Here is a 19056-nt window from a genome sequence, read left to right as displayed (position 1 = left end):
GATTGTCATTCGGGCACGCGGGAGGGGCGAACTCCGCGTAGCGTCGCGGCTAACGGTCGGTGGGGAAGCCGACCGTCGGGAGGTCCCAGCCGATGATCGTTGAACGCGATCGGGAGGGGGCCGGCACCCGGCCCTGTCGTCTCCGGACGACCTGGGCCGACCGGTCCATCCCGACACGACCGCGGGTGCCGCGGTCCAGGAGCGCGCCGTGACCGACACCGTCCGTACCTACGTCCTCGACACCTCGGTTCTGCTGTCCGACCCGTGGGCCGTCACCCGCTTCGCCGAGAACCGGGTGGTCCTGCCCATCGCGGTGATCGGGGAGCTCGAGGCCAAGCGCCACCACCCCGAGCTGGGCTACTTCGCGCGCGAGGCATTGCGGCTGCTCGAGGACCTGCGCCTGCGCCACGGCCGCCTCGACGGTGACCTGCCCGTCACGGACACCGGCGGCACCCTGCGGGTCGAGCTCAACCACACCGATCAATCGGTTCTGCCCGCCGGGTTCCGCGACACCGGCAACGACTCCCGGATCCTCGCCTGTGCACTCAACCTGCGAGCCGAGGGCGACGACACCGTCCTCGTCTCCAAGGACGTCCCGCTCCGCGTCAAGGCGGGCTCGGTGGGACTGCCCGCGGACGAGTACCACGCGCAGGACGTCGTTCTCACCGGCTACAGCGGCGTCTCGGATCTGCCCGCCACGCAGGAGCTCGTCGACACCCTCTTCTCGACAGGCGGCGCCTCACCGCTCGTCGCCCGCGCGGCCGGTCTCGACCCAGAGACGCCCGTGCACTGCGGGGTGCGGGTGCAGACCGACTCGTCCTCGGCGCTGGCCCGCGTCACCGACGACGGCGGACTCAGACTGGTCCGCGGCGACGTCGAGGCCTTCGGCCTGCGGGGCCGCTCGGCCGAGCAGCGTATCGCGATCGACTGTCTGCTCGACGAGTCGATCGGCATCGTCTCGCTCGGTGGCCGCGCCGGCACCGGCAAGTCCGCCCTCGCCCTGTGCGCCGGACTCGAATCCGTGCTCGAGCGGCGTCGACATCGCAAGATCGTCGTCTTCCGGCCCCTGTACGCCGTCGGCGGTCAGGAACTCGGCTACCTGCCGGGCAGCGAGTCTGAGAAGATGTCGCCCTGGTCGCAGGCGGTGTTCGACACCCTGGAGGGGCTCGTCAGCGAGAACGTGATCGACGAGGTGATGGATCGCGACATCCTCGAGGTGCTGCCACTGACCCACATCAGGGGCCGCAGCCTCCACGACTCGTTCGTGATAGTCGACGAGGCGCAGTCGCTCGAGCGCAACGTCCTGCTCACCGTGCTGTCCCGACTGGGCACCGGATCGCGGGTCGTGCTCACCCACGACGTGGCGCAACGTGACAACCTCCGGGTCGGTCGGCACGACGGGATCCAGGCGGTGGTGGAGAAGCTCAAGGGTCACCCGCTGTTCGCCCACATCACCCTCAGCAGGTCCGAGCGCTCGGCCATCGCCGAACTCGTCACCACGATGCTCGAGGAGTTCCAGCCGGACGCCTCGGTCGGTGCGCTGCGGCGCATCCACGCCGCCTGAGGCGGGCGGTCGGGGACCGGGCCCGCCCCTCGGGGCGAGGAATCCAGCGGAGAGAGGACGGCAGCGGCGCAGGGCCCGGGCGGAGTCGCCCGGGCCCTGCGCCTGTGTCCGGGTGCGGTGGCGGCGGGTCAGCGCTCGCGATCGAGACCCGTCATCCCGAGGACGTCGAGACGACGGTCGAGCTCCTCCTCGGACAGCGGGTCGGGGACGAAGCCCAGCGCGATGACCGCCTCGCGGATGGTCAGCCCTTCGGCGAGGGCGTGCTTGGCGACGCGGGCCGCCTCCTCGTAGCCGATCGCCGAGTTCAGCGGCGTGACGATCGAGGGGGAGGACTCGGCCAGACGGCGCATGCGGTCGACGTCCGGCTCGATGCCGTCGATGCACCGCTCGGCGAACAGGGTCGACGACGTGGACAGGATCCGGACCGACTCCAGCACGTTGCGGGCCATCACGGGGATGGCGGTGTTCAGCTCGAAGGCGCCGCTCGCCCCGGCCCAGGCGACCGCGGCGTCGTTGCCGACGACCTGGGCGGCGACCTGCGCGATCGTCTCGCACAGCACCGGGTTGACCTTGCCGGGCATGATCGACGACCCCGGCTGCAGGTCCGGCAGGTGCACCTCGGAGAGCCCGGTCATGGGGCCGGACCCCATCCAGCGGATGTCATTGGCGATCTTGGTGAGCGAGACCGCGACCGTGCGCAGTGCGCCCGACAGCTCGACGAGCCCGTCACGGGCGGCCTGGGCCTCGAACGGGTCCACGGCCAGGCGCAGCTCCTCGAGACCGGTGAGGGAACGCAGTTCTTCGACGACGGCGGAGCCGAACCCGTCCGGGGCGTTGAGGCCGGTGCCCGCGGCGGTGCCGCCGATCGGAAGCTCGCCCACGCGGGGCAGGGTGCCGCACACGCGCTCGATGCCGGCCCGGATCTGGCGTGCGTAGCCGCCGAACTCCTGACCGAGGGTGACGGGGACGGCGTCCATGAGGTGCGTGCGGCCGGGCTTGACCACGTCGCGCCACTGCTCAGCCTTCGCCTCGAACGATTCCGCGAGCACGCCGAGGGCCGGCACGAGGTCGGCGATCACGACCTCCGTCGCAGCGACGTGCGTGGCCGTGGGGAACGTGTCGTTGGACGACTGCGACATGTTCACGTCGTCGTTCGGGTGGACCGTGACGCCCTCGGCCGCGCAGAGCGAGGCGATGACCTCGTTGGTGTTCATGTTGGAGCTCGTGCCGGACCCCGTCTGGAACACGTCGACGGGGAAGTGCTCGTCGACCTCGCCCTCGGCGATACGGCCGGCGGCCGCGACGATCGCGTTCACCTTCTCCCGGTCGAGGAGCCCGAGGCGCCCGTTGACGGTCGCGCAGGCGGACTTGACCAGCCCGAGTGCACGGATCTGCGCCCGCTCGAGGCCTCGGCCCGAGACGGGGAAGTTCTCCACGGCGCGTTGGGTCTGCGCCCGCCAGAGGGCGTCGACCGGGACCCGGACCTCGCCCATCGTGTCGTGTTCGATACGGAATTCAGTCTGATCGGCCATGCGGTCAGACTAGGCGCGCCGGCGGCGCCGCGCAGAGATCCACCGCCGGCGGCGCCGGGCTCGACGGGAACCGTCAGCGGGCGTCGGCGGCCTGGCCGTAGTCGACGGCCGAGAACTCGCGGAGCTTCTCCATCTTGTGGCGGCCCTCGACGTGGCGGACCGTGCCCGACTTGGACCGCATGACCAACGACCGGGTGACGGCGCCGTTGGAGCGGTAGCTCACGCCCCGGACCATGTCGCCGTTGGTGATGCCGGTGGCGGCGAAGAAGCAGTTGTCGCCCTTGACGAGGTCGTCGGTGCCGAGGATGGCGTCGACGTCCAGGCCTGCGTCGACGGCCTTCTGCCGCTCCGCGTCGTCCTGCGGCCACAGCTGGCCCTGGATCTCGCCACCCATGCACTTCATGGCGCACGCGGTGATGATGCCCTCCGGCGTACCGCCGATACCCATGAGCATGTCCACCGAGCTGTCGTCGGAGGCCGCGGCCACGCCGCCCGCGACGTCGCCGTCCATGATGAGACGGACCTTGGCGCCGGCGGCACGGATCTCGGCGATGAGCTCCGCATGTCGAGGCCGGTCGAGCACGCACACCGTCATGTCGCCGACGTCGATGTTCTTGGCCTCGGCCACCGACCGGATGTTCCACTCGGTGGACCTGGACAGGTCGATCCGGCCGACGGCGTCCGGGCCGACCGCGATCTTGCGCATGTAGAACACCGCCGACGGGTCGAACATCGCGCCGCGCTCGGCGACCGCGATCACGGCGATCGAGTTGGGGCGCCCCTCCGCCATGAGGCGGGTGCCGTCGATCGGGTCCACGGCCACGTCGACCGCCGGCCCCTCACCGGTGCCGACCTTCTCGCCGTTGTAGAGCATGGGCGCCTCGTCCTTCTCGCCCTCACCGATCACCACGGTGCCGTCCATGTCGACGGTCGAGATGAGCTCGCGCATGGCGTCGACCGCGGCACCGTCGCCACCGTTCTTGTCGCCCCGGCCCACCCAGCGCCCGGCGGCGAGAGCGGCGGCCTCGGTCACACGGACCAGCTCCATGGCGAGGTTACGATCGGGGCGCTTGGCGTCTGACATAGGTGGTCTGGCTCCTCGGAGGCGGGCGCGGGCGCGACGGGGTCACGCGCGTGCGGCGGGTTGTCGGCGCTCATTGTTCCACCTCCGCGACCGGGCCGGGGGCCACGCGCCGGAGTCGCCCCGGGTGGGTGGGATACTCACAGGCGTGGCCGAGGCGAAACCGAGAATCCTGCAGGGCAACCGCGACATGTTCTGGTCGGTGGTGGTGCTCATGGTCATCTGCGGACTCTTCGCCGGTGTAGCCGGACTGTGCACCTTCAGCCCGTCCGGCCCCGAGCAGGGGCAGATCCCGCAGTTCGACGCCGACGCGTCCCTGCGCCAGGACGCCCGCAGCCTGCAGTACCCCATCCGCTCGCCCGAGGTCCCCGCGGACTGGACCGCCAACTCCGGCCGCGTCCAGGGCTTCGCCGGCACCACCTCCAGCCACGTCGGCTGGGTGACCGGCGAACGCAGCTACGTCGAGCTCGTCCAGTCCGACGCACCGGAGGACGCGTTCCGCTCGCTGAACGGCGGCCCGCGGCCCGAGCGCACCATGGTGCCGATCGCCGGGCGCGAATGGACCGTGCTCACCGGCGACGACGTCCGCCCCGTGTGGGTGTTGGACCTCGACGACGTCCGCGTGGCCGTGACCGGCTCGGCTCCCACGGATCAGTTCGAGACCCTCGCCGTCGCCGTCCAGGACGCACAGCCGCTCCCCACGCAGTGATCGCCCGCGCGCGGAGGTGAGCCCTCCCGCGTGAGCGGGCGGCGGGCTCAGCCCCGGGCGGTGCCGCCCTCGTCGTCGTCGCCGAGGACCGCGTCGATGCGCGCACGGGCGCCGTCGAGATGCTCGGTGCACCGCGCGGCGAGTTCCTCGCCCCGCTCCCACAGCGCGAGGGAGGCGTCCAGGTCCTGCCCACCGGCCTCGAGGATGCGGACCACCTCGATGAGCTCGTCGCGGGCCTGCTCGTAGCCCAGTTCGGAGACGGGGGTCTGCTCGTCGGACATCAGGACTGCTCCTCGGGGGTATCGGATTCGGAGGTATCGGACTCGGGGGTGTCGGTCGTGGGCGACCCGGTGGTGGGCGACTCCGCGGTGGCCGGCGCGGGGGTGCGGCCGGCGGCGGGCGTCGACCCGAGCACCGCCGCGGCGAGCGCGCCGTCGGAGACCCGGATGCGCAGCTGGGAGCCGGGCGGGGCGTCGGCGATCGACGACACCACGCGGCCGTCGTGCACCCCGGCCACCGACTGCACCACCGCGTAGCCGCGGGCGAGGGTGGCCGCCGGGCCGAGGGTGGTCAGGCGCGCCGACAGGTGACCGAGCGACGTGGACTCCGAGTCGATGATCCGGGTGATGTCGCGCCGCGCCGCCCGCAGCGCCTCGGCGACGACCTCCGCGCGCGAGTCGACGATCCCGTGGGGGTTCGCCATGCACGGCCGGGACCGCACCGCGGCGAGCTGGTTGCGCTCGCGCTCCACCCAGCCTCGCAGGGCCCGGGCGGTGCGGGCGCGCGCCTCGGCGATGCGGCGCCGCTCCTCGACCACGTCGGGGACGACGCGCTTGGCGGCGTCGGTGGGCGTGGCGGCACGCAGGTCGGCGGCGAGGTCCGACAGCGGGGAGTCGGGCTCGTGCCCGATCGCCGAGACGACCGGCGTGCGGCACCGCGAGATCGCGCGGATCAGCGACTCGTCGGAGAAGGGGAGGAGGTCCTCGACGGAACCGCCGCCGCGGGCGAGGATGATGACGTCGACGACGGGGTCGGCGTCCAGCTCCGCCAGCGCGTCGAGGATCTGGGGCACGGCCGACACCCCCTGCACGGCGGTGTTGCGCACGGCGAAACGGACGTCCGGCCAGCGACCACGAGCCACCTCGACAACGTCGCGCTCGGCGGCGCTCGCCCTGCCCGTGATCAGACCCACGCACGTGGGCAGGAACGGCAGCGGCCGCTTGAGGCGGGGATCGAACAGGCCCTCCGCCGCCAGGGCCTGCTTGAGCCGCTCGATGCGTGCCAGCAGTTCACCCACGCCGACCGGGCGGATCTCCGAGACCTGGAGAGAGAACGCGCCGCGGCCCGTGTAGAAGCGCGGCGTCCCGCGGACCACCACCCGACTGCCCTCCGTGACCGGGACGGGTGACTCGGAGATGAGTCGCGGCGGGCACGTCAGCGTCAGCGAGTTGTCGACTGACGGGTCCCGCAGCGTGAGGAAGGCCGTGCGGGTGCCCGGGCGCAGACTCAACTGGGTGATCTGACCCTCGACCCACACCGCGCCCAGGCGGTGGATCCACGCGGCGATCTGGTCCGAGACGACCCGGACCGGCCACGGCGCCTCAGGGCTGCTCGGGGTTCCGGGGGAGGAGGCGCTCACGCGTCGCGGGGGGTGACGCGCCCCGTCGGCACGTCCGGATCGTCACCGTCGTCACCGCTGCCGCGGGGCGACCGCGACGAGCCGTACACCCGGTAGGACACGTCGAGGACCTCCTCGGTCTCGTCCTCGTCGAACGTCGCCCATTCCGGCTGATCCGACCGGGCGGGAAAGACCGAGGCGAGCACCCTGTCGCCCTTGACGGCCAGGTCGGTGAGGGTCTGTCCCGCGTGCAGGTACGACTGCACCAGGCCGCCGGCGACCCGCACGGGCACGCCGGGCAGCGTGGACACCGCCTCGATCGCGCGGCCGGGCAGGGCCACGACGCGCTCGGCCGCGGTCGCGGCCAGACCGATCGAGGCACGGGTCAGAAACAGTGGTCGGAGCATGCGGACCTCTCTGCCGGGGGGCGTGGAGGGAGGCGTAATGGTCGAAATCCAGTATGAACCGTACCCTGGGGACATGACCGAGCAGACCGACATGATCGCCGAACCGGCAACCAAGCGGGTACTACTCGCGGAACCGCGCGGCTACTGTGCCGGCGTCGACCGAGCCGTCGAGACGGTCGAGAAAGCCCTGGAGAAGCACGGTGCACCGCTGTACATGCGCAAGGAGATCGTCCACAACAAGTACGTCGTGGAGTCCTTCACCAAGCGTGGGGTGATCTTCGTCGACGAGACCGACGAGGTGCCCCACGGCGCGAATCTCGTGTTCTCCGCCCACGGGGTCTCGCCCGCGGTCCGGGAGAGCGCCAAGCAGCTGGAACTCACCACCTTCGACGCGACCTGCCCGCTCGTGACCAAGGTGCACACCGAGGTCAAGCGCTTCGCCCGCGAGGGCTATCAGATCCTGCTGGTGGGACACGAGGGCCACGAGGAGGTCGAGGGCACCGCCGGCGAGGCGCCCGACGTGGTGACCCTGGTCGACGGGCCGGACGCCGTCGACGCCCTCGAGGTACCGACGGACACAGAGAAGCTCATCTGGCTCTCCCAGACCACATTGAGCGTGGACGAGACCATGGAGACGGTCCGCCGCCTCAAGGAGAAGTACCCCACACTCATCGACCCGCCGTCCGATGACATCTGCTACGCCACCCAGAACCGTCAGAGTGCGGTCAAGGCGATGGCGCCCCAGTGCGATCTGGTGATCGTGGTGGGTTCGCAGAATTCCTCGAATTCCGTGCGGTTGGTCGAGGTTGCCCTCCAGGCCGGCGCGGATGCCGCTCATCTGGTGGACTACGCCGACGAGATCGACCTGGCGTGGCTGGAGGGGGTCACCACCGTGGGGGTGACGTCCGGCGCGTCCGTTCCTGAGATCCTCGTCCGCGGGGTAATCGAGCTCCTCGACGAGCACGGATACAGCGATGTGTCGACCGTCAAGACCGCGCAGGAGACCATCACCTTCGCCCTGCCCCGAGAGCTGCGGATGCCGCAGAAGGCCTGACCCGGTCGTCGTCCCGCGCCGCGGGCACGCCCGGACCGACGCGCCGCCCCGATATGCCCCGCCTCAGCGGCGTGCGTGTGCCGGGGCGGTGCGCTGGATGGAGGGGGCCGACGGCCGCGCGGGCAGCGGCTCCAGAACGAACGCCCGGATCAGGGCGATCACCACTACGACGACAGTAGTTGCGATCATCAGGGGGAACCGGGTCGCCAACGGCAAGGCGACCGAGACGATCAGCGTCCGCGAGAACACACCCGCGCCCGAGCCCGCCCCGGAGATGACATAGACCAGCGGCACCAGCAGCGTCATGATGATCGGCGGCTGGACCCCGGCGACGAAGAGCGAGCGCCGCGAGATCGCGAGCACAGACACCACGCACCCGAGGACGAACGCGACGGTGAACCCGGCGCCGAGCTCGCCCGAGACCGAATCGACGGCCACCCCGGTCAGCGTGATGGCCACCGCCAGCAGGACCGCGGTCCAGGCGGGCAGCCCACGCATCGAGGAGACGACGGACCTCTCGTCCGCGGGCACCCGGCCACTCCTGCGTCTACTCACGGGAGAAGACTCTAACCGCCCAGCCGACGGGCGAGGAATCGACCGAAACGACGCAGCGGGATGGACTTGGCCGCCTCCTCCTGCGGGGAGGGCCGCGTGCCCGTGACCGCCTTGGGGTCGGTGATGCCGGGTTCGGGCGGGAGCTCGTCCGATATCGGCGGAACGGCGCGGCTGACGTCACCAGCCATCTCGTCGTCGTCACCCGTCACGGCGACCCCGGCACCGCCCGGCGCCGGCGCGGAGCCGGCCGCCGGAGTGCCCGCCCCGGGCGTCGCCGAACCCGGCGGGGCGATGTCCGGCCGTTCGTCGATCATCCCGGCCATGATCGCGGTGCTGCTCTTACGGAGCGGAGCGAACCGCGAGCTGGACATCTCCCCGAGCCAGGCCGTCAGGCGGCCCTCGTCAGTCGCGGAGGCCAGATCGGAGGCGGTGACGTCGCCGGTGCGCAGATCGATCTGCTCGTTGATGTACCGGATGACCACCGCGACCACGGCGAGGATCGGTACCGCGAGGAACGCGCCGATGATTCCGAAGAGCGTGCTGCCCGCGGCCACACCCAGGAGGATGACGCCCGGGTGCAGGTTCATGGCGCGCGACTGCAGGATCGGCTGGAGGACGTTGCCCTCGAGCTGCTGCACGGCGATGATGACCACCAGGACGATGATCGCGGTGGTGAACCCGTTGGCCACGAGCGCGATGAGCACGGCGAGTGCGCCGGCGGTGAACGCACCGACGATGGGGATGAAGCCCGCGATGAACGTGATGACCGCCAATGCCCACGCCAGCGGCACGCCCAGGATCACGAGCGCCAGGCCGATGAGCACCGCGTCGACGAACGACACGATCGCCTGGGCGCGGATGTAGCCGCCCAGCGTGTTCCACGCCCGGGTGAGGACCTCGGTGAGGTGGCGGCCGGCGGTGCGGCCGGTGTTGCGGCGCACGAACGGCAGGAACCGCGGCCCGTCCTTGATGAAGAAGAACGTGAGCACCAACACCAGGACCAGGGTGACGACGAACGACCCCACGGCGCTGACGCCGCTGAACACGCCGGACGCGATCTGGTCGCCCCGGTCCTGCAGCGTCGAGCTGAGCTGGTCCAGCAGGCCGTCCAGCTGCTCGTCACGGATGTTGAGCGGCGGTCCCCGCAGCCAGTCCTTTACCTCGGTGATCGCCTCGGACGTCTGGTCCGCGAGCTGCACGCTCTGCGACACGATCGACGGTGCGATCAGGGCGATGACGCCGGTCAGTAGTCCCAACGAGCCGATGATCGACAGCAGTGCGGCCAGCGTCTTGGGGACCCTGTGCCGCACCATCCAGCCCGTCGGGGGCCACAGGACCGTCGAGATGATCAGCGCCAACAGAATCGGGAGGATCCCCACCCACAGCGCGCCGCCGATCCGCGAGATGAGCCATCCCGCGACCAACAGGATGGCCAGGCGAAGGGCCCAGTCGGTGACCCATCGCCCACCCATGCCGATGAGTACGGACCGGTCGACGTGCTGTTCCTGATCCTCGACGGGGGGATGCGGCTTCGGCTCGTCGCTCATGGCAGTCATCTTGTCAGAGGCCGCGCCGGTGCGCTCCCTGTGATGGTCCGACGGCCGCGGGGGCGGGCCGCCGGCCGCGGTCCGTAGACTGTGGCCTCGTGAGCCTCACCCTCGGAATCGTCGGACTGCCCAACGTCGGTAAGTCGACCCTGTTCAACGCCCTGACGAACAACGACGTCCTCGCGGCGAACTACCCGTTCGCCACTATCGAGCCCAACGTCGGCGTGGTCGACCTGCCCGATCCCCGCCTCGACCGACTCGCCGAGATCTTCGGCTCCGAGCGGATCCTGCCCGCCGTCGTGTCGTTCGTCGACATCGCCGGCATCGTCAAGGGCGCCAGCACCGGCGAGGGCATGGGCAACAAGTTCCTCGCCAACATCCGCGAGGCCGATGCCATCTGCCAGGTCGTGCGCGTCTTCGACGACCCGGACGTCATCCACGTCGACGGCAAGGTCGATCCGATGGCCGACATCGAGGTGATCGCCACCGAGCTGATCCTCGCCGACCTCGAGACCATAGAGAAGGCGCTGCCGCGGATCGAGAAGGACGCCCGCAAGGACAAGTCGCTGGTGGCGCAGCTCGAGGAGATCCGCAAGGCCCAGGCCGTGCTCGAGGACGGGCGCACACTGTTCAAGGCCCAGGACGAGATCGACCGCGGCCTCCTGCGCGACCTACACCTCATGACCGCCAAGCCCTTCCTCTACGTCTTCAACGCCGACGAGTCGGTGCTCACGAGCGACGAGCGCAAGGCTGAGCTGAGCGCCGCCGTGGCGCCGGCCGACGCCGTGTTCCTCGACGCCAAGGTGGAGGCCGAGCTGCAGGAACTCGACGAGGAGGACGCCATGGAGCTGCTCGAGTCGATCGGCCAGACCGAACCGGGCCTCAACGCACTGGCCCGCGCGGGCTTCCACACCCTCGGGCTGCAGACCTACCTCACCGCCGGCCCCAAGGAGTCGCGCGCCTGGACGATCCGCAAGGGCGACACCGCCCCCAAGGCCGCCGGCGTCATCCACACCGACTTCGAGAAGGGCTTCATCAAGGCCGAGATCGTCTCCTTTGACGACCTCGACGCCGCCGGCTCGATGGCCGCCGCCAAGGCCGCCGGCAAGGTGCGCATGGAGGGCAAGGACTACGTCATGGCGGACGGCGACGTGGTGGAGTTCCGCTTCAACGTGTGATACCTGCTCTAACGCGCTGTTCAGGCTATGAAACAGGGCCTCCGGTACGCAGAGGGTACGCAGGAGTTTCTAGCACCGACGCCATGAGTGACTTCGATGCTGCCCGCGTACGGTCCTCGGCATCCGGCCACAAGTGGCTGTAGGTGTTCAGCGTGACGGTGGCGGAGCGGTGCCCCAGGGCCCGCTGGACGGTCACCACGTCGCACCCGGAGGCGATCAGCCCGGAGGCGTAGAAGTGCCTCAGATCGTGGAGCCGGTACTCGAGCCCCGCCTTCTGCCTGGCTTTGCGCCAGTAGTAGGCGACGGTGTTCTGGTGCCACGGGTTGCCGCGCTCGCCCGGCCAGAGCCACGCTTCCGGTTCGCCGTCCGCGAGCACCCTGGTGGTGTGGGCCGCGAGCATGTCGGTCAGCGCCCTCGGCACGGCTACGTCCCTCTCAGAGCCGTACTTGGGTAGACGTAGCTCGACCTGGCCGCCGTTGGCCCGCTGGACCTGGCGCCGGACTCGGATAACCCCTCGGAGGAAGTCGACGTCTCCGGTCTGCAGGGCCGCCGCTTCTCCGAGACGGAGTCCCGCGAACGCGCACAGGGCCACGAACGGCGCGAACACCTCCTCGGCTGCCTCGAGCAGCGTTCGCACCTCCTTATCGGTGGGGATCGTCATCGCCATGTCGGCGCGACGGCGACGGGGGAGAGGCACACCCTCGGAGGGGTCCGCCCCGAGGTAGCGGTCCCGGTGCGCAGCCTTCAGGACGGTGCGCACGTTGTTGTAGCGGGTGCGGATCGTCCCCGGTGCGAGGCCCCGGTCCTGCATGGACTTGATCCACGTCTGTATGTGGGAGGGCCGCAGGTCGGAGAACGGGACGTCGCCGAACGTCACCCCGCCGGCCGCGAGATCCATGGCCTTCACGGTGGAGGACTCCCAGACTTGTCTGGTGGCCCAGTCGGCGTAGTAGGTGCTGAGCGTCATGCGACCGCGGTCCGGGGGCACGTAGTTCCCGACGACCAGGGTCGCGGTCACTTCATCGAGCCATGCTTCCGCGTCACGCTTCCGGGGGAACCGCCTGGTGTGTTCCCGCCCGCTGTCGTCGACGTAGCGGGCTCGCCACCGCTTGCCCTGACCGTGGAGCCGGGTGGGTTCTCCGGTGCGCTTAGAGGTCCACAGATCCTCGACTCCCGAGCGTCTATTCCTCGGCATGGGAACCCAAGAACGCTTCCGCTTCTCGATCCAGACGATCCGCGAACACCTTCGTGATATCTCGTGACCGCAGAGAGGCGGCGTGACCCAACCGAACAATGAACGTCTCCGGGATGTCCTCCGGCGCGACGTTCTCCTCCAGCTCAGACAAGGCGTAGTTCAGCCGGTCTCGTCGATGTTCGTACTCGGACCCCATGTCGAGAAGCTCGGTCTCCGCCTCACGAAGCTTGTCTGCCGCTTCGAGCACTTTGTACACGAACCGGATCTCCCCCTCTGGGACAAGCAACTGATCCACGCTGACGCCGTAGATGCGGGCGTACGCGAATAGCTCTGAGGCGAGGATCGGCCGGCGGCCCTTCTCGGTCTTGGTGACCATCGTGGGGTCTACCCGCTTCCCGAGTTCTCGCGTCAAGAGTTCGGCTATCTGGGGCTGAGTCCACTTGAGTTCTAGGCGGAGTTCGCGGAGCCGTGCTCCGACTTCGGCATCGATATCTTCCTGCACAGGGAGCAGTCTCTCATTGCTTGACACGCAAGGTCAACAATGCTCTACTTAATTGCGTGCAGGGCAGGCCTGCACTGCGCACAACGCAGGAGGACCAGTGGCACCCACGCTGCTCAACGTCGAGGAGGTCGCGGCGATGCTCCGCAAGACCCCCGCCTCATTCCGATGGATGATCCAGAACGGCACCGCCCCCAAGGGAGCGAAGATCGGCGGCCGCCTCTACTGGCGCGAGTCCGACGTCCTGGCATGGATCGACGCCCAGTTCGAGAAGGCGTCGTGACCCGCATGACCCCGGCGAAGTTCGTCGCCGAAAACAAGAACGCCCCCGGCGGAGGAGTTGCAGCTCCTGCGTCCACCGAAGGCGTCCGTATGCCCACCCAACCCAATCAGGAGGACATGATGACCAAGTCTATCCCGAGCCGTCCCTGGCTCGACGACGCAACCGCCAAGCATCTCACCGACACCGACGTCGCCACGCTCGACGCAGACTTCGCCCGCTGGTCCGAAGACGGACTCATCGCCGGCACCGAACTCGTGGACTACGTCCGCGACTGCGCACGAGACCAGGCGAGGGTCCGGCGGATCATGGGACCCCACGACGTGCCGCTGCCCGAGTTCGCCACCGTCCACACGGGCGCTCCGTGGGAGGTCGTCGACGACGGCACCGACTGCGTCCGTCACCTGGACGCGATCTACGCCGACCACAAGGGGCTGAACGCCTCTCTCGAGGTCGATCAGTACGCCGTGTCCAGTCGGATGGATCTCCGCGTCCGCATCGGTGAGGGCATGGCCGAGACCCCCGCGGACCTGACCCGGTGGGCGCTCGACCTTCTCGCCCTCGCCGGCACCTGGACCGAGATCCTCGAGGAGCACTCATGACCGACCACCTCGAGCAGATCCACGAGGACGGCCCCGAGGAGTGGCGAGAGCACGCCTGCGGAGTGATGGACCTACTCGCCGCCGAGGGGCGCCCGTTCGACTCGATGACGCTGACCGAGCTCGGCGTGCCGGAGCCGCACCACCCCGGCCAGTGGGGCGCCCTGTTCCGCGTCTATTCGACCCGCGGCCTGATCGAGCCGTTGGGCTTCGAGTACAGCCGCCGGCCGACCCGCTCGGGCGGCATCTGCCGCACCTGGGTCGGAACCGCCAAGGCCCGGAGGAAGGACGCCGCGTAATGACCTGGGCCAAGTTCGGCGCGCACTTCTTCGACGACCTCGTGAACTTCGACTTTCCCGAGGACCTCGATGACGCCTGCCAACTGACCCACACCCAGGCCGTCCACTTCGTCTACTCGACGGAGTCGTACGACTGCTCCTTCCCCAAGAAGAAGCTCGCCCGGTTCGCCACGAGTGCCCGCGCCCAAGAGGCCGGAAACGCGCTTGTGGCGGCCGGGGTCTGGGAAGTGGTCGGTACTCGGGTGCGACTGCTCCACCACCGCGAGGAGATCCGGCAGTCCCTCGCCGCGCAGAACGCGAAGCGGGAGCGAGACCGGGTCAACGCCGCCAAGAAGCGGGAGAGGACTCACAAGGTGCTCGAGTCCGTCGAAACGGCTCAAACACAAAACCCCAGCAAAGTCGCTAACGACGTCGCTGACGAGTCAGCGGCGACACATTCATTCATTCATTCATCCAGTCATAGCAATGAGGACAAAGCACAAGAAGGGGTTGGGACAGTGAGGACATCACCCTCCTCGTGGCCGTGTCCTGAGCCGGATTGTTCGGTGGTGCTGACTGAGCGGACTGCATCTCGGCATGACTGTCGTTCGTGGCGGGAGTCGGCATGAATCCGTTGTCTGAGTTGCTGGCCGGTCGTGACCGGTGGACGGGTGCCGCCTGCATCGGTCAGTGGGACAAGTTCGATCCGCCTGGGGAGCGTGAGGACGATTCGACGTTCCTCGGGCGGGTCCAAGCCGCCCAGCGGGTGTGTGGCGGCTGTCCGATCCTCGCCCAGTGCCGCGACTTCGCCGGCAATGCCCGTCCCAGAGAGCGGGCCGGAATCTGGGGCGGCGTTCCGTACGACAGCAACGGCCGGCCGGTCCGCATCCCCAAGGAGAACAAGTGATCCGCGAACCCAACGACGTCTCGTTCCTGGCTCGCCGTGACGGTGGAGCCGTCGTTATGCGACTGAACAAGGAGAACTACCGGATGAACCCCCGCGAGGCCCTGCGCCTGGCGGACGAGCTCGTCGACGCCGCCGAGACCAAGGAGACCCCATGACCGATCCGAACGTGACCGCCGGCCGCATCCTCGCGCTACGCGCCGCCGCTGCCGATGGCCCCGCCACGGTTCACCAGTTGATCCAAGACCACCTATCGGCGTACGACGCCGACGATGCCCGGCTGATCCTCGCGGCGGCACTACAGACCATGTCGACGTACGTCGTTGGCCCCGCCGTCGCACAGTCGGATGACCCCGGCGCCTACAAGCAACAGTTCCGCACCGCGGCCGACCGAATCGCGGCCGGCCCCATCGAGAAGGAGAAGTGACCATGACCGACGACACCACCACCGAGGCCCACGAGCCCACCGAGCCCACAGAGGCCCCGGCCGACGACCAGGCCCAGCCCGAGAACAAGGCAGGCAAGGAAGCGGCCAAGTATCGCACCCGGCTACGGGAGACTGAAGCCGAGCGGGACGCCCTGGCCGAACAGGTGACCGCACTACGCCGCGCCGCCGTCGACGACAGGGTCAAGGCTCACAAGGTGCCCACTGAAGGATTCTGGGCATCCGGCGTCACCCTCGAGGAACTGCTCGACGAGGACGGCAAACTCGACGACGAGAAGGTCAAGGCCGCAGCCGACCAGGCCGTCGAAACCCTGGGACTCGAGCGGATCGGCACCCGCGGTCCGTACGTGCCGAGCGAGGGCAGGTCGACCAATCCCCGCCCGTCGAAGAGTTGGGAAGCCGCGTTCGGCGGCAAGTAATCTGATACCCGGTCCGGTATACTTAGTGGCAACGCTGAGATGCCGGGCCGGGTGCCCACCCCAGCGGGACGTGACCCCCAGCGGGGGACGCCGGACAGGCCCGAGGCCGCCGACGAATCGAAACCGATTCCGGCGGCCTTTGTCGTCGCCTCTCCCGAAAGGTGCCAACCATGGCAACCGAAACCACCAACACCAGCTCGAAGGCGTGGTCGCCCGACGTGACCGCGTTCGCCGCATCCGAAGTCATCGGAGACGCCCTCGTCCTCCAAGCCTCCACCGTCGCCGGCCGCATCGAGGGAGACGAGCCCGTCCTGCGCGTCGCCTACGTGGACGACGACGCCGCCGAGTTCGTCGCCGAGGGAGTCGAAATCCCCGAGGCCGACCCGGTCCTGTCCGAGGTCACCGTCGCCACCGGCAAGGTCGCCCAGCTCGTCCGCGTATCGGCCGAACAGTACGCCCAGAACGGCGCCGCAGCGATGCTGTCCGAGTCCGTGCGCCGCGCCGTCATCAAGCGTGCCGACACCGCGTTCCTCAACCAGGCCGCACCGCTGGCCCCCGCCATGACCCCGGCCGCTGGCCTGCTCAACATCGAGGACATCATCGACGGTGGCGCGGTCGCCGCGGACCTCGACGGGCTGATCGACCTCGCCGCCCAGATCGGCGCCAACGGCGGCACCCCGTCGCACATCATCCTGTCGCCTACCGCATGGGCATCCCTGCGCAAGTTCAAGACCGGCACCGGATCGGCTCAGAACCTCCTGGGCGCCGGCACCACCGACGCCACCATGTCGCTGCTTGGCCTGCCCGTCCTCGTCACCCCGGCCATGACCGGAGACAACGGACTCATCCTCGACCGCAGCGCCGTGGTGTCCGCAGTCGGAGACGTGAAGGTCGCCACCTCGAGCGAGGCGTACTTCTCGAGCGACAGTGTCGGAGTCCGTGCCACGTTCCGGTTCGGTCAGAACGTCGTGCACCCCGACCGGGTCGGAGTGTTCACCGTCACCGCACCCGCGGCGTAATGATCCTCAACACCGCGGACCTGCCCACCAGCGTGCAGTCACACGAGCTCGTGGCCACGCTGGTGGCAGGCGCCAACGCCCGAGCCCTACGGATCGCGCCATGCCTGGCAGAGGACGGGCGAGACGCCGCACGAGCAGAGGCCAGGCTGACCCTGACCGGCGCTGTCCAACGGTGGGCAGAGGCCGGCGCCGGAGCAATCCAACAGGTCACCGCCGGACCGTTCGGGCAGACCCTCGACACCAGACAGCGCACCGGGTTCAACTTCTGGCCGTCAGAGATTGAGGTACTGCAATCACTGTGCGCCGCCGAGTCGACCGGCGCCTTCGGAGTCGACACCGCACCCGGCTGGCACACACCCACCAGTCACCCGTTCCTCACCGGAGGGTGACCACATAGACCCCGCCGGAGGTTCTCCCTCCTTACTCCGGCGGCCGACGACCCCCGGCCCGTGGTGGGTAGCCGGGGGTCGTCACACACGTATGGCCGGGCACCCCGTACCCCCACGAGGGAAGCCTCACGGCTTACATGCTCAGCACGTGTACGAGTCTGGGATATGGGGGTGGCACCCGACACCGTCCTGCCCCAATCTCGCACTTCTCGGCCTAGCCGGATTATCTCTCCAGCAATCGAAAAACCCCGGGGTGGCACCCGTCTCCCTCCACCCCTCACGGAAGCCCCCATGGCGTAGCGTCCGATCCCCCCGACCAGACCTGATCCACACCGCATCCCTGGGGGGTGCCCCTGACCTGGGGGTATGCGGACATTGCCCGGCGTAGGTCCTTCGCACACACAGAGCGCCTGCCACAGGGGCGGCTCGAGGTTGTCTACATGGATCCGGGGGGGCCGTAGCTCTCCCATTCACCGGGCTCATAGGTGATCGTGGGCTCACGTGTGACGAACGTGATGACGAGCTGACCTGTCTCAGTTTCCTCTACCGTGTGAGCCATTGGGTGTCGGTCGCTGGTGAAGTTCGATCGTTTGACAACGATTCCTTTGACTAGTTCAGGTGGCATACCGCCACTATCCCCGCGTGTGGTGAGCGCTGCTGGACATTTGGTCATTGTTACTGCCAGAGATGCGGAACCCCTACGGGGTGCTGGTGCTGATCCCCTTACCCAGAGTTAGCCCGGTCACCATGTCGGTATAGACCGTCTGCTCGCTACGAACAGACCCGCCTATATGAGGTCGGGCCTAGTCGTGAACACCGGCAGTGTCGAGCCGTACACCCTCCGTCGCGACTGCGGCGAAGGAGCTGAGATTCTCTTCCTGGTCCCGCTGGTCATCCTTCGCAGTTAAGCGAGTTCCAGCTCATCGGCCCTGTATGCGGACCGGAGGAAGTCGTCAGCTCCCTCGAGACGGAGAGAGACGTATACGCGGTGGTTCTTGAGCTCGGTAACCTGACCCCGCGCTCGACCGCCCCCGAACGGCGCCAACACCCGGTCGCCAACCTTGTAGCTGCGTCGCGATGTCATCGGTGACGCCTCCTCACCATGGTGCTCTGCCGGTCAGAGTGTTCATGTAGTCCGTAGCTAGAGCATCCATCTCTTGAGCGAGTTTGTCGAGTACCTGGCGCTTGCGTTTCCAGTTCTTCAAGATCAACGGCTCGTCTGCGTGAGCTTTGGCGATCTTGTCCTTGTCGCTGTGAGCTACGCCGTTGCGGACCTCGTTCAAGTGCTCGACGGCCTTGTTCCATCCGGAGACTTTGGTGGGTTTCCGAGCGCGAAGGCCGGGCCACAGGGCGAGCCCGAGAAGCTGGAAGTCACTTCCCATGTTTCCAGCATTGGCGTTGCCCTGATCGAGCTTGCGACTCCGAACGAAATTTGCGTGCAGCATCGCGTTGAAGCTGCCCGACGCCTGGCTGAACGAGTCGACGTACGCCGCCAACTCGAACGCCATGTCGTCATGTAGGTCGCGGCAGAAGCCTTGGAACTCAGCAGCGAGCGCGACGTACATCGTCAAGTTGTAGTGCTGCGTCGCGTACTGCCTGCCGCGTCGCCCCCCAGTCACTTTGCGGTGCACATGGGTCAAGCTATCCAGGGCGTCGCTGCGGCTGCTGGCCCACCGGCGATAAGCGTGAGATTGCACGCTGTGAGAGTAGTGCAGGTGGTGGCAAGCGATGGCCCAACCCGGCTAGCGCCTGCTGTTGAGGAGTCCGCTGAGTGCGGTGGGTAC

General features: G+C 68.6%; 24 protein-coding genes and 1 pseudogene. 14 read left to right on the top strand and 11 right to left on the bottom strand.

Features of this window, described 5'->3' with window-relative positions:
• The first annotated feature begins 208 nt into the window (after positions 1 to 208).
• On the top strand, positions 209 to 1564 hold the full coding sequence (gene phoH2 / locus DPA01S_RS04930) for an RNA 5'-3' helicase PhoH2 (RefSeq protein ID WP_061914344.1): 1356 nt from the start codon (positions 209 to 211) through the stop codon (positions 1562 to 1564).
• A 128-nt stretch (positions 1565 to 1692) separates the two neighbouring features.
• Here phoH2 and DPA01S_RS04925 read toward each other — a convergent pair whose 3' ends face one another.
• Positions 1693 to 3096, bottom strand: coding sequence for a class II fumarate hydratase (locus DPA01S_RS04925; RefSeq protein WP_061914342.1), 1404 nt, complete (start codon positions 3094 to 3096; stop codon positions 1693 to 1695).
• Between the two features lie 73 nt (positions 3097 to 3169).
• On the bottom strand, positions 3170 to 4180 hold the full coding sequence (glpX, locus tag DPA01S_RS04920) for a class II fructose-bisphosphatase (protein WP_061914340.1): 1011 nt from the start codon (positions 4178 to 4180) through the stop codon (positions 3170 to 3172).
• Positions 4181 to 4325: 145 nt separating this feature from the next.
• Here glpX and DPA01S_RS04915 point away from each other — a divergent pair, with 145 nt between their 5' ends.
• Entirely contained in the window at positions 4326 to 4886 is a 561-nt protein-coding gene (locus tag DPA01S_RS04915) for a DUF4245 domain-containing protein (protein ID WP_061914338.1), read from the top strand.
• A 47-nt stretch (positions 4887 to 4933) separates the two neighbouring features.
• On the opposite strand, the gene DPA01S_RS04910 is transcribed toward DPA01S_RS04915, so the two are convergent.
• From DPA01S_RS04910 to DPA01S_RS04900, 3 genes are read right to left on the bottom strand one after another with little or no spacing between them, the layout of a single operon-like run.
• On the bottom strand, positions 4934 to 5167 hold the full coding sequence (locus DPA01S_RS04910) for an exodeoxyribonuclease VII small subunit (RefSeq protein WP_007631335.1): 234 nt from the start codon (positions 5165 to 5167) through the stop codon (positions 4934 to 4936).
• Complete coding sequence (gene xseA, locus DPA01S_RS04905; protein WP_061914336.1) at positions 5167 to 6525, bottom strand: exodeoxyribonuclease VII large subunit; 1359 nt, start codon at positions 6523 to 6525, stop codon at positions 5167 to 5169. Before xseA ends, DPA01S_RS04910 begins: the two co-directional genes overlap by 1 nt.
• Positions 6522 to 6911 (bottom strand): hypothetical protein, encoded by a 390-nt coding sequence (locus tag DPA01S_RS04900; RefSeq protein ID WP_061914334.1) that lies wholly within the window; start codon positions 6909 to 6911, stop codon positions 6522 to 6524. Before DPA01S_RS04900 ends, xseA begins: the two co-directional genes overlap by 4 nt.
• A 73-nt stretch (positions 6912 to 6984) precedes the next feature.
• Here DPA01S_RS04900 and DPA01S_RS04895 point away from each other — a divergent pair, with 73 nt between their 5' ends.
• Complete coding sequence (locus DPA01S_RS04895; RefSeq protein WP_061914332.1) at positions 6985 to 7965, top strand: 4-hydroxy-3-methylbut-2-enyl diphosphate reductase; 981 nt, start codon at positions 6985 to 6987, stop codon at positions 7963 to 7965.
• Between the two features lie 63 nt (positions 7966 to 8028).
• On the opposite strand, the gene DPA01S_RS04890 is transcribed toward DPA01S_RS04895, so the two are convergent.
• Both DPA01S_RS04890 and DPA01S_RS04885 read right to left on the bottom strand, forming a co-directional pair.
• Positions 8029 to 8520 carry a DUF6542 domain-containing protein gene (locus DPA01S_RS04890; protein ID WP_232303020.1) on the bottom strand — a complete coding sequence of 164 codons (492 nt, stop codon included), beginning with the start codon at positions 8518 to 8520 and terminating at the stop codon, positions 8029 to 8031.
• Positions 8521 to 8531: 11 nt separating this feature from the next.
• The gene (locus DPA01S_RS04885; RefSeq protein ID WP_061914330.1) at positions 8532 to 10067 is read right to left on the bottom strand and encodes an AI-2E family transporter; all 1536 of its coding nucleotides are present in this window, start codon (positions 10065 to 10067) and stop codon (positions 8532 to 8534) included.
• 98 nt (positions 10068 to 10165) lie between these two features.
• Here DPA01S_RS04885 and ychF point away from each other — a divergent pair, with 98 nt between their 5' ends.
• Positions 10166 to 11245, top strand: coding sequence for a redox-regulated ATPase YchF (ychF, locus tag DPA01S_RS04880; protein ID WP_061914328.1), 1080 nt, complete (start codon positions 10166 to 10168; stop codon positions 11243 to 11245).
• Positions 11246 to 11270: 25 nt separating this feature from the next.
• Here ychF and DPA01S_RS04875 read toward each other — a convergent pair whose 3' ends face one another.
• The 3 genes and pseudogenes from DPA01S_RS04875 to DPA01S_RS04870 form a co-directional block, all read right to left on the bottom strand.
• Positions 11271 to 12263, bottom strand: a complete 993-nt coding sequence (locus DPA01S_RS04875) for a tyrosine-type recombinase/integrase (RefSeq protein ID WP_198150712.1) — start codon at positions 12261 to 12263, stop codon at positions 11271 to 11273.
• Positions 12264 to 12440, bottom strand: a pseudogene (locus DPA01S_RS17695) (site-specific integrase); the annotation flags it as partial.
• Entirely contained in the window at positions 12427 to 12942 is a 516-nt protein-coding gene (locus tag DPA01S_RS04870) for a helix-turn-helix domain-containing protein (RefSeq protein WP_061914326.1), read from the bottom strand. The pseudogene DPA01S_RS17695 and the gene DPA01S_RS04870, both read right to left, overlap by 14 nt.
• A gap of 97 nt (positions 12943 to 13039) precedes the next feature.
• Here DPA01S_RS04870 and DPA01S_RS04865 point away from each other — a divergent pair, with 97 nt between their 5' ends.
• The 10 genes from DPA01S_RS04865 (at position 13040) to DPA01S_RS04825 (ending at position 17272) form a co-directional block, all read left to right on the top strand.
• On the top strand, positions 13040 to 13222 hold the full coding sequence (locus DPA01S_RS04865) for a helix-turn-helix transcriptional regulator (protein WP_061914324.1): 183 nt from the start codon (positions 13040 to 13042) through the stop codon (positions 13220 to 13222).
• On the top strand, positions 13219 to 13821 hold the full coding sequence (locus tag DPA01S_RS04860; protein ID WP_157076961.1) for a hypothetical protein: 603 nt from the start codon (positions 13219 to 13221) through the stop codon (positions 13819 to 13821). Before DPA01S_RS04865 ends, DPA01S_RS04860 begins: the two co-directional genes overlap by 4 nt.
• Positions 13818 to 14117, top strand: a complete 300-nt coding sequence (locus tag DPA01S_RS04855; RefSeq protein WP_061914320.1) for a hypothetical protein — start codon at positions 13818 to 13820, stop codon at positions 14115 to 14117. Before DPA01S_RS04860 ends, DPA01S_RS04855 begins: the two co-directional genes overlap by 4 nt.
• Entirely contained in the window at positions 14117 to 14725 is a 609-nt protein-coding gene (locus tag DPA01S_RS04850; RefSeq protein WP_061914318.1) for a hypothetical protein, read from the top strand. The genes DPA01S_RS04855 and DPA01S_RS04850 overlap by 1 nt, the downstream gene beginning before the upstream one ends.
• Positions 14722 to 15003 carry a WhiB family transcriptional regulator gene (locus DPA01S_RS04845; RefSeq protein ID WP_157076960.1) on the top strand — a complete coding sequence of 94 codons (282 nt, stop codon included), beginning with the start codon at positions 14722 to 14724 and terminating at the stop codon, positions 15001 to 15003. Before DPA01S_RS04850 ends, DPA01S_RS04845 begins: the two co-directional genes overlap by 4 nt.
• Complete coding sequence (locus DPA01S_RS16715; protein WP_157076959.1) at positions 15000 to 15158, top strand: hypothetical protein; 159 nt, start codon at positions 15000 to 15002, stop codon at positions 15156 to 15158. Before DPA01S_RS04845 ends, DPA01S_RS16715 begins: the two co-directional genes overlap by 4 nt.
• Positions 15155 to 15427 (top strand): hypothetical protein, encoded by a 273-nt coding sequence (locus tag DPA01S_RS04840; protein WP_061914314.1) that lies wholly within the window; start codon positions 15155 to 15157, stop codon positions 15425 to 15427. The genes DPA01S_RS16715 and DPA01S_RS04840 overlap by 4 nt, the downstream gene beginning before the upstream one ends.
• A 2-nt stretch (positions 15428 to 15429) precedes the next feature.
• Positions 15430 to 15864 (top strand): hypothetical protein, encoded by a 435-nt coding sequence (locus DPA01S_RS04835; protein WP_061914312.1) that lies wholly within the window; start codon positions 15430 to 15432, stop codon positions 15862 to 15864.
• A gap of 170 nt (positions 15865 to 16034) precedes the next feature.
• The gene (locus tag DPA01S_RS04830) at positions 16035 to 16883 is read left to right on the top strand and encodes a phage major capsid protein (RefSeq protein ID WP_061914310.1); all 849 of its coding nucleotides are present in this window, start codon (positions 16035 to 16037) and stop codon (positions 16881 to 16883) included.
• Positions 16883 to 17272, top strand: a complete 390-nt coding sequence (locus tag DPA01S_RS04825) for a hypothetical protein (RefSeq protein WP_061914308.1) — start codon at positions 16883 to 16885, stop codon at positions 17270 to 17272. Before DPA01S_RS04830 ends, DPA01S_RS04825 begins: the two co-directional genes overlap by 1 nt.
• A gap of 1097 nt (positions 17273 to 18369) precedes the next feature.
• Here DPA01S_RS04825 and DPA01S_RS04815 read toward each other — a convergent pair.
• Positions 18370 to 18969: a hypothetical protein gene (locus tag DPA01S_RS04815; RefSeq protein ID WP_157076958.1), complete on the bottom strand. Its 600-nt coding sequence runs from the start codon at positions 18967 to 18969 to the stop codon at positions 18370 to 18372.
• Positions 18970 to 19056: the final 87 nt, after the last annotated feature.

Origin of the sequence: Dietzia papillomatosis NBRC 105045, assembly GCF_001570845.1 — a bacterium.
Taxonomy (GTDB): domain Bacteria; phylum Actinomycetota; class Actinomycetes; order Mycobacteriales; family Mycobacteriaceae; genus Dietzia; species Dietzia cinnamea.
Note: the sequence above shows the minus strand (reverse complement) of the source record. Positions and strands in the feature narration are given on the sequence as shown.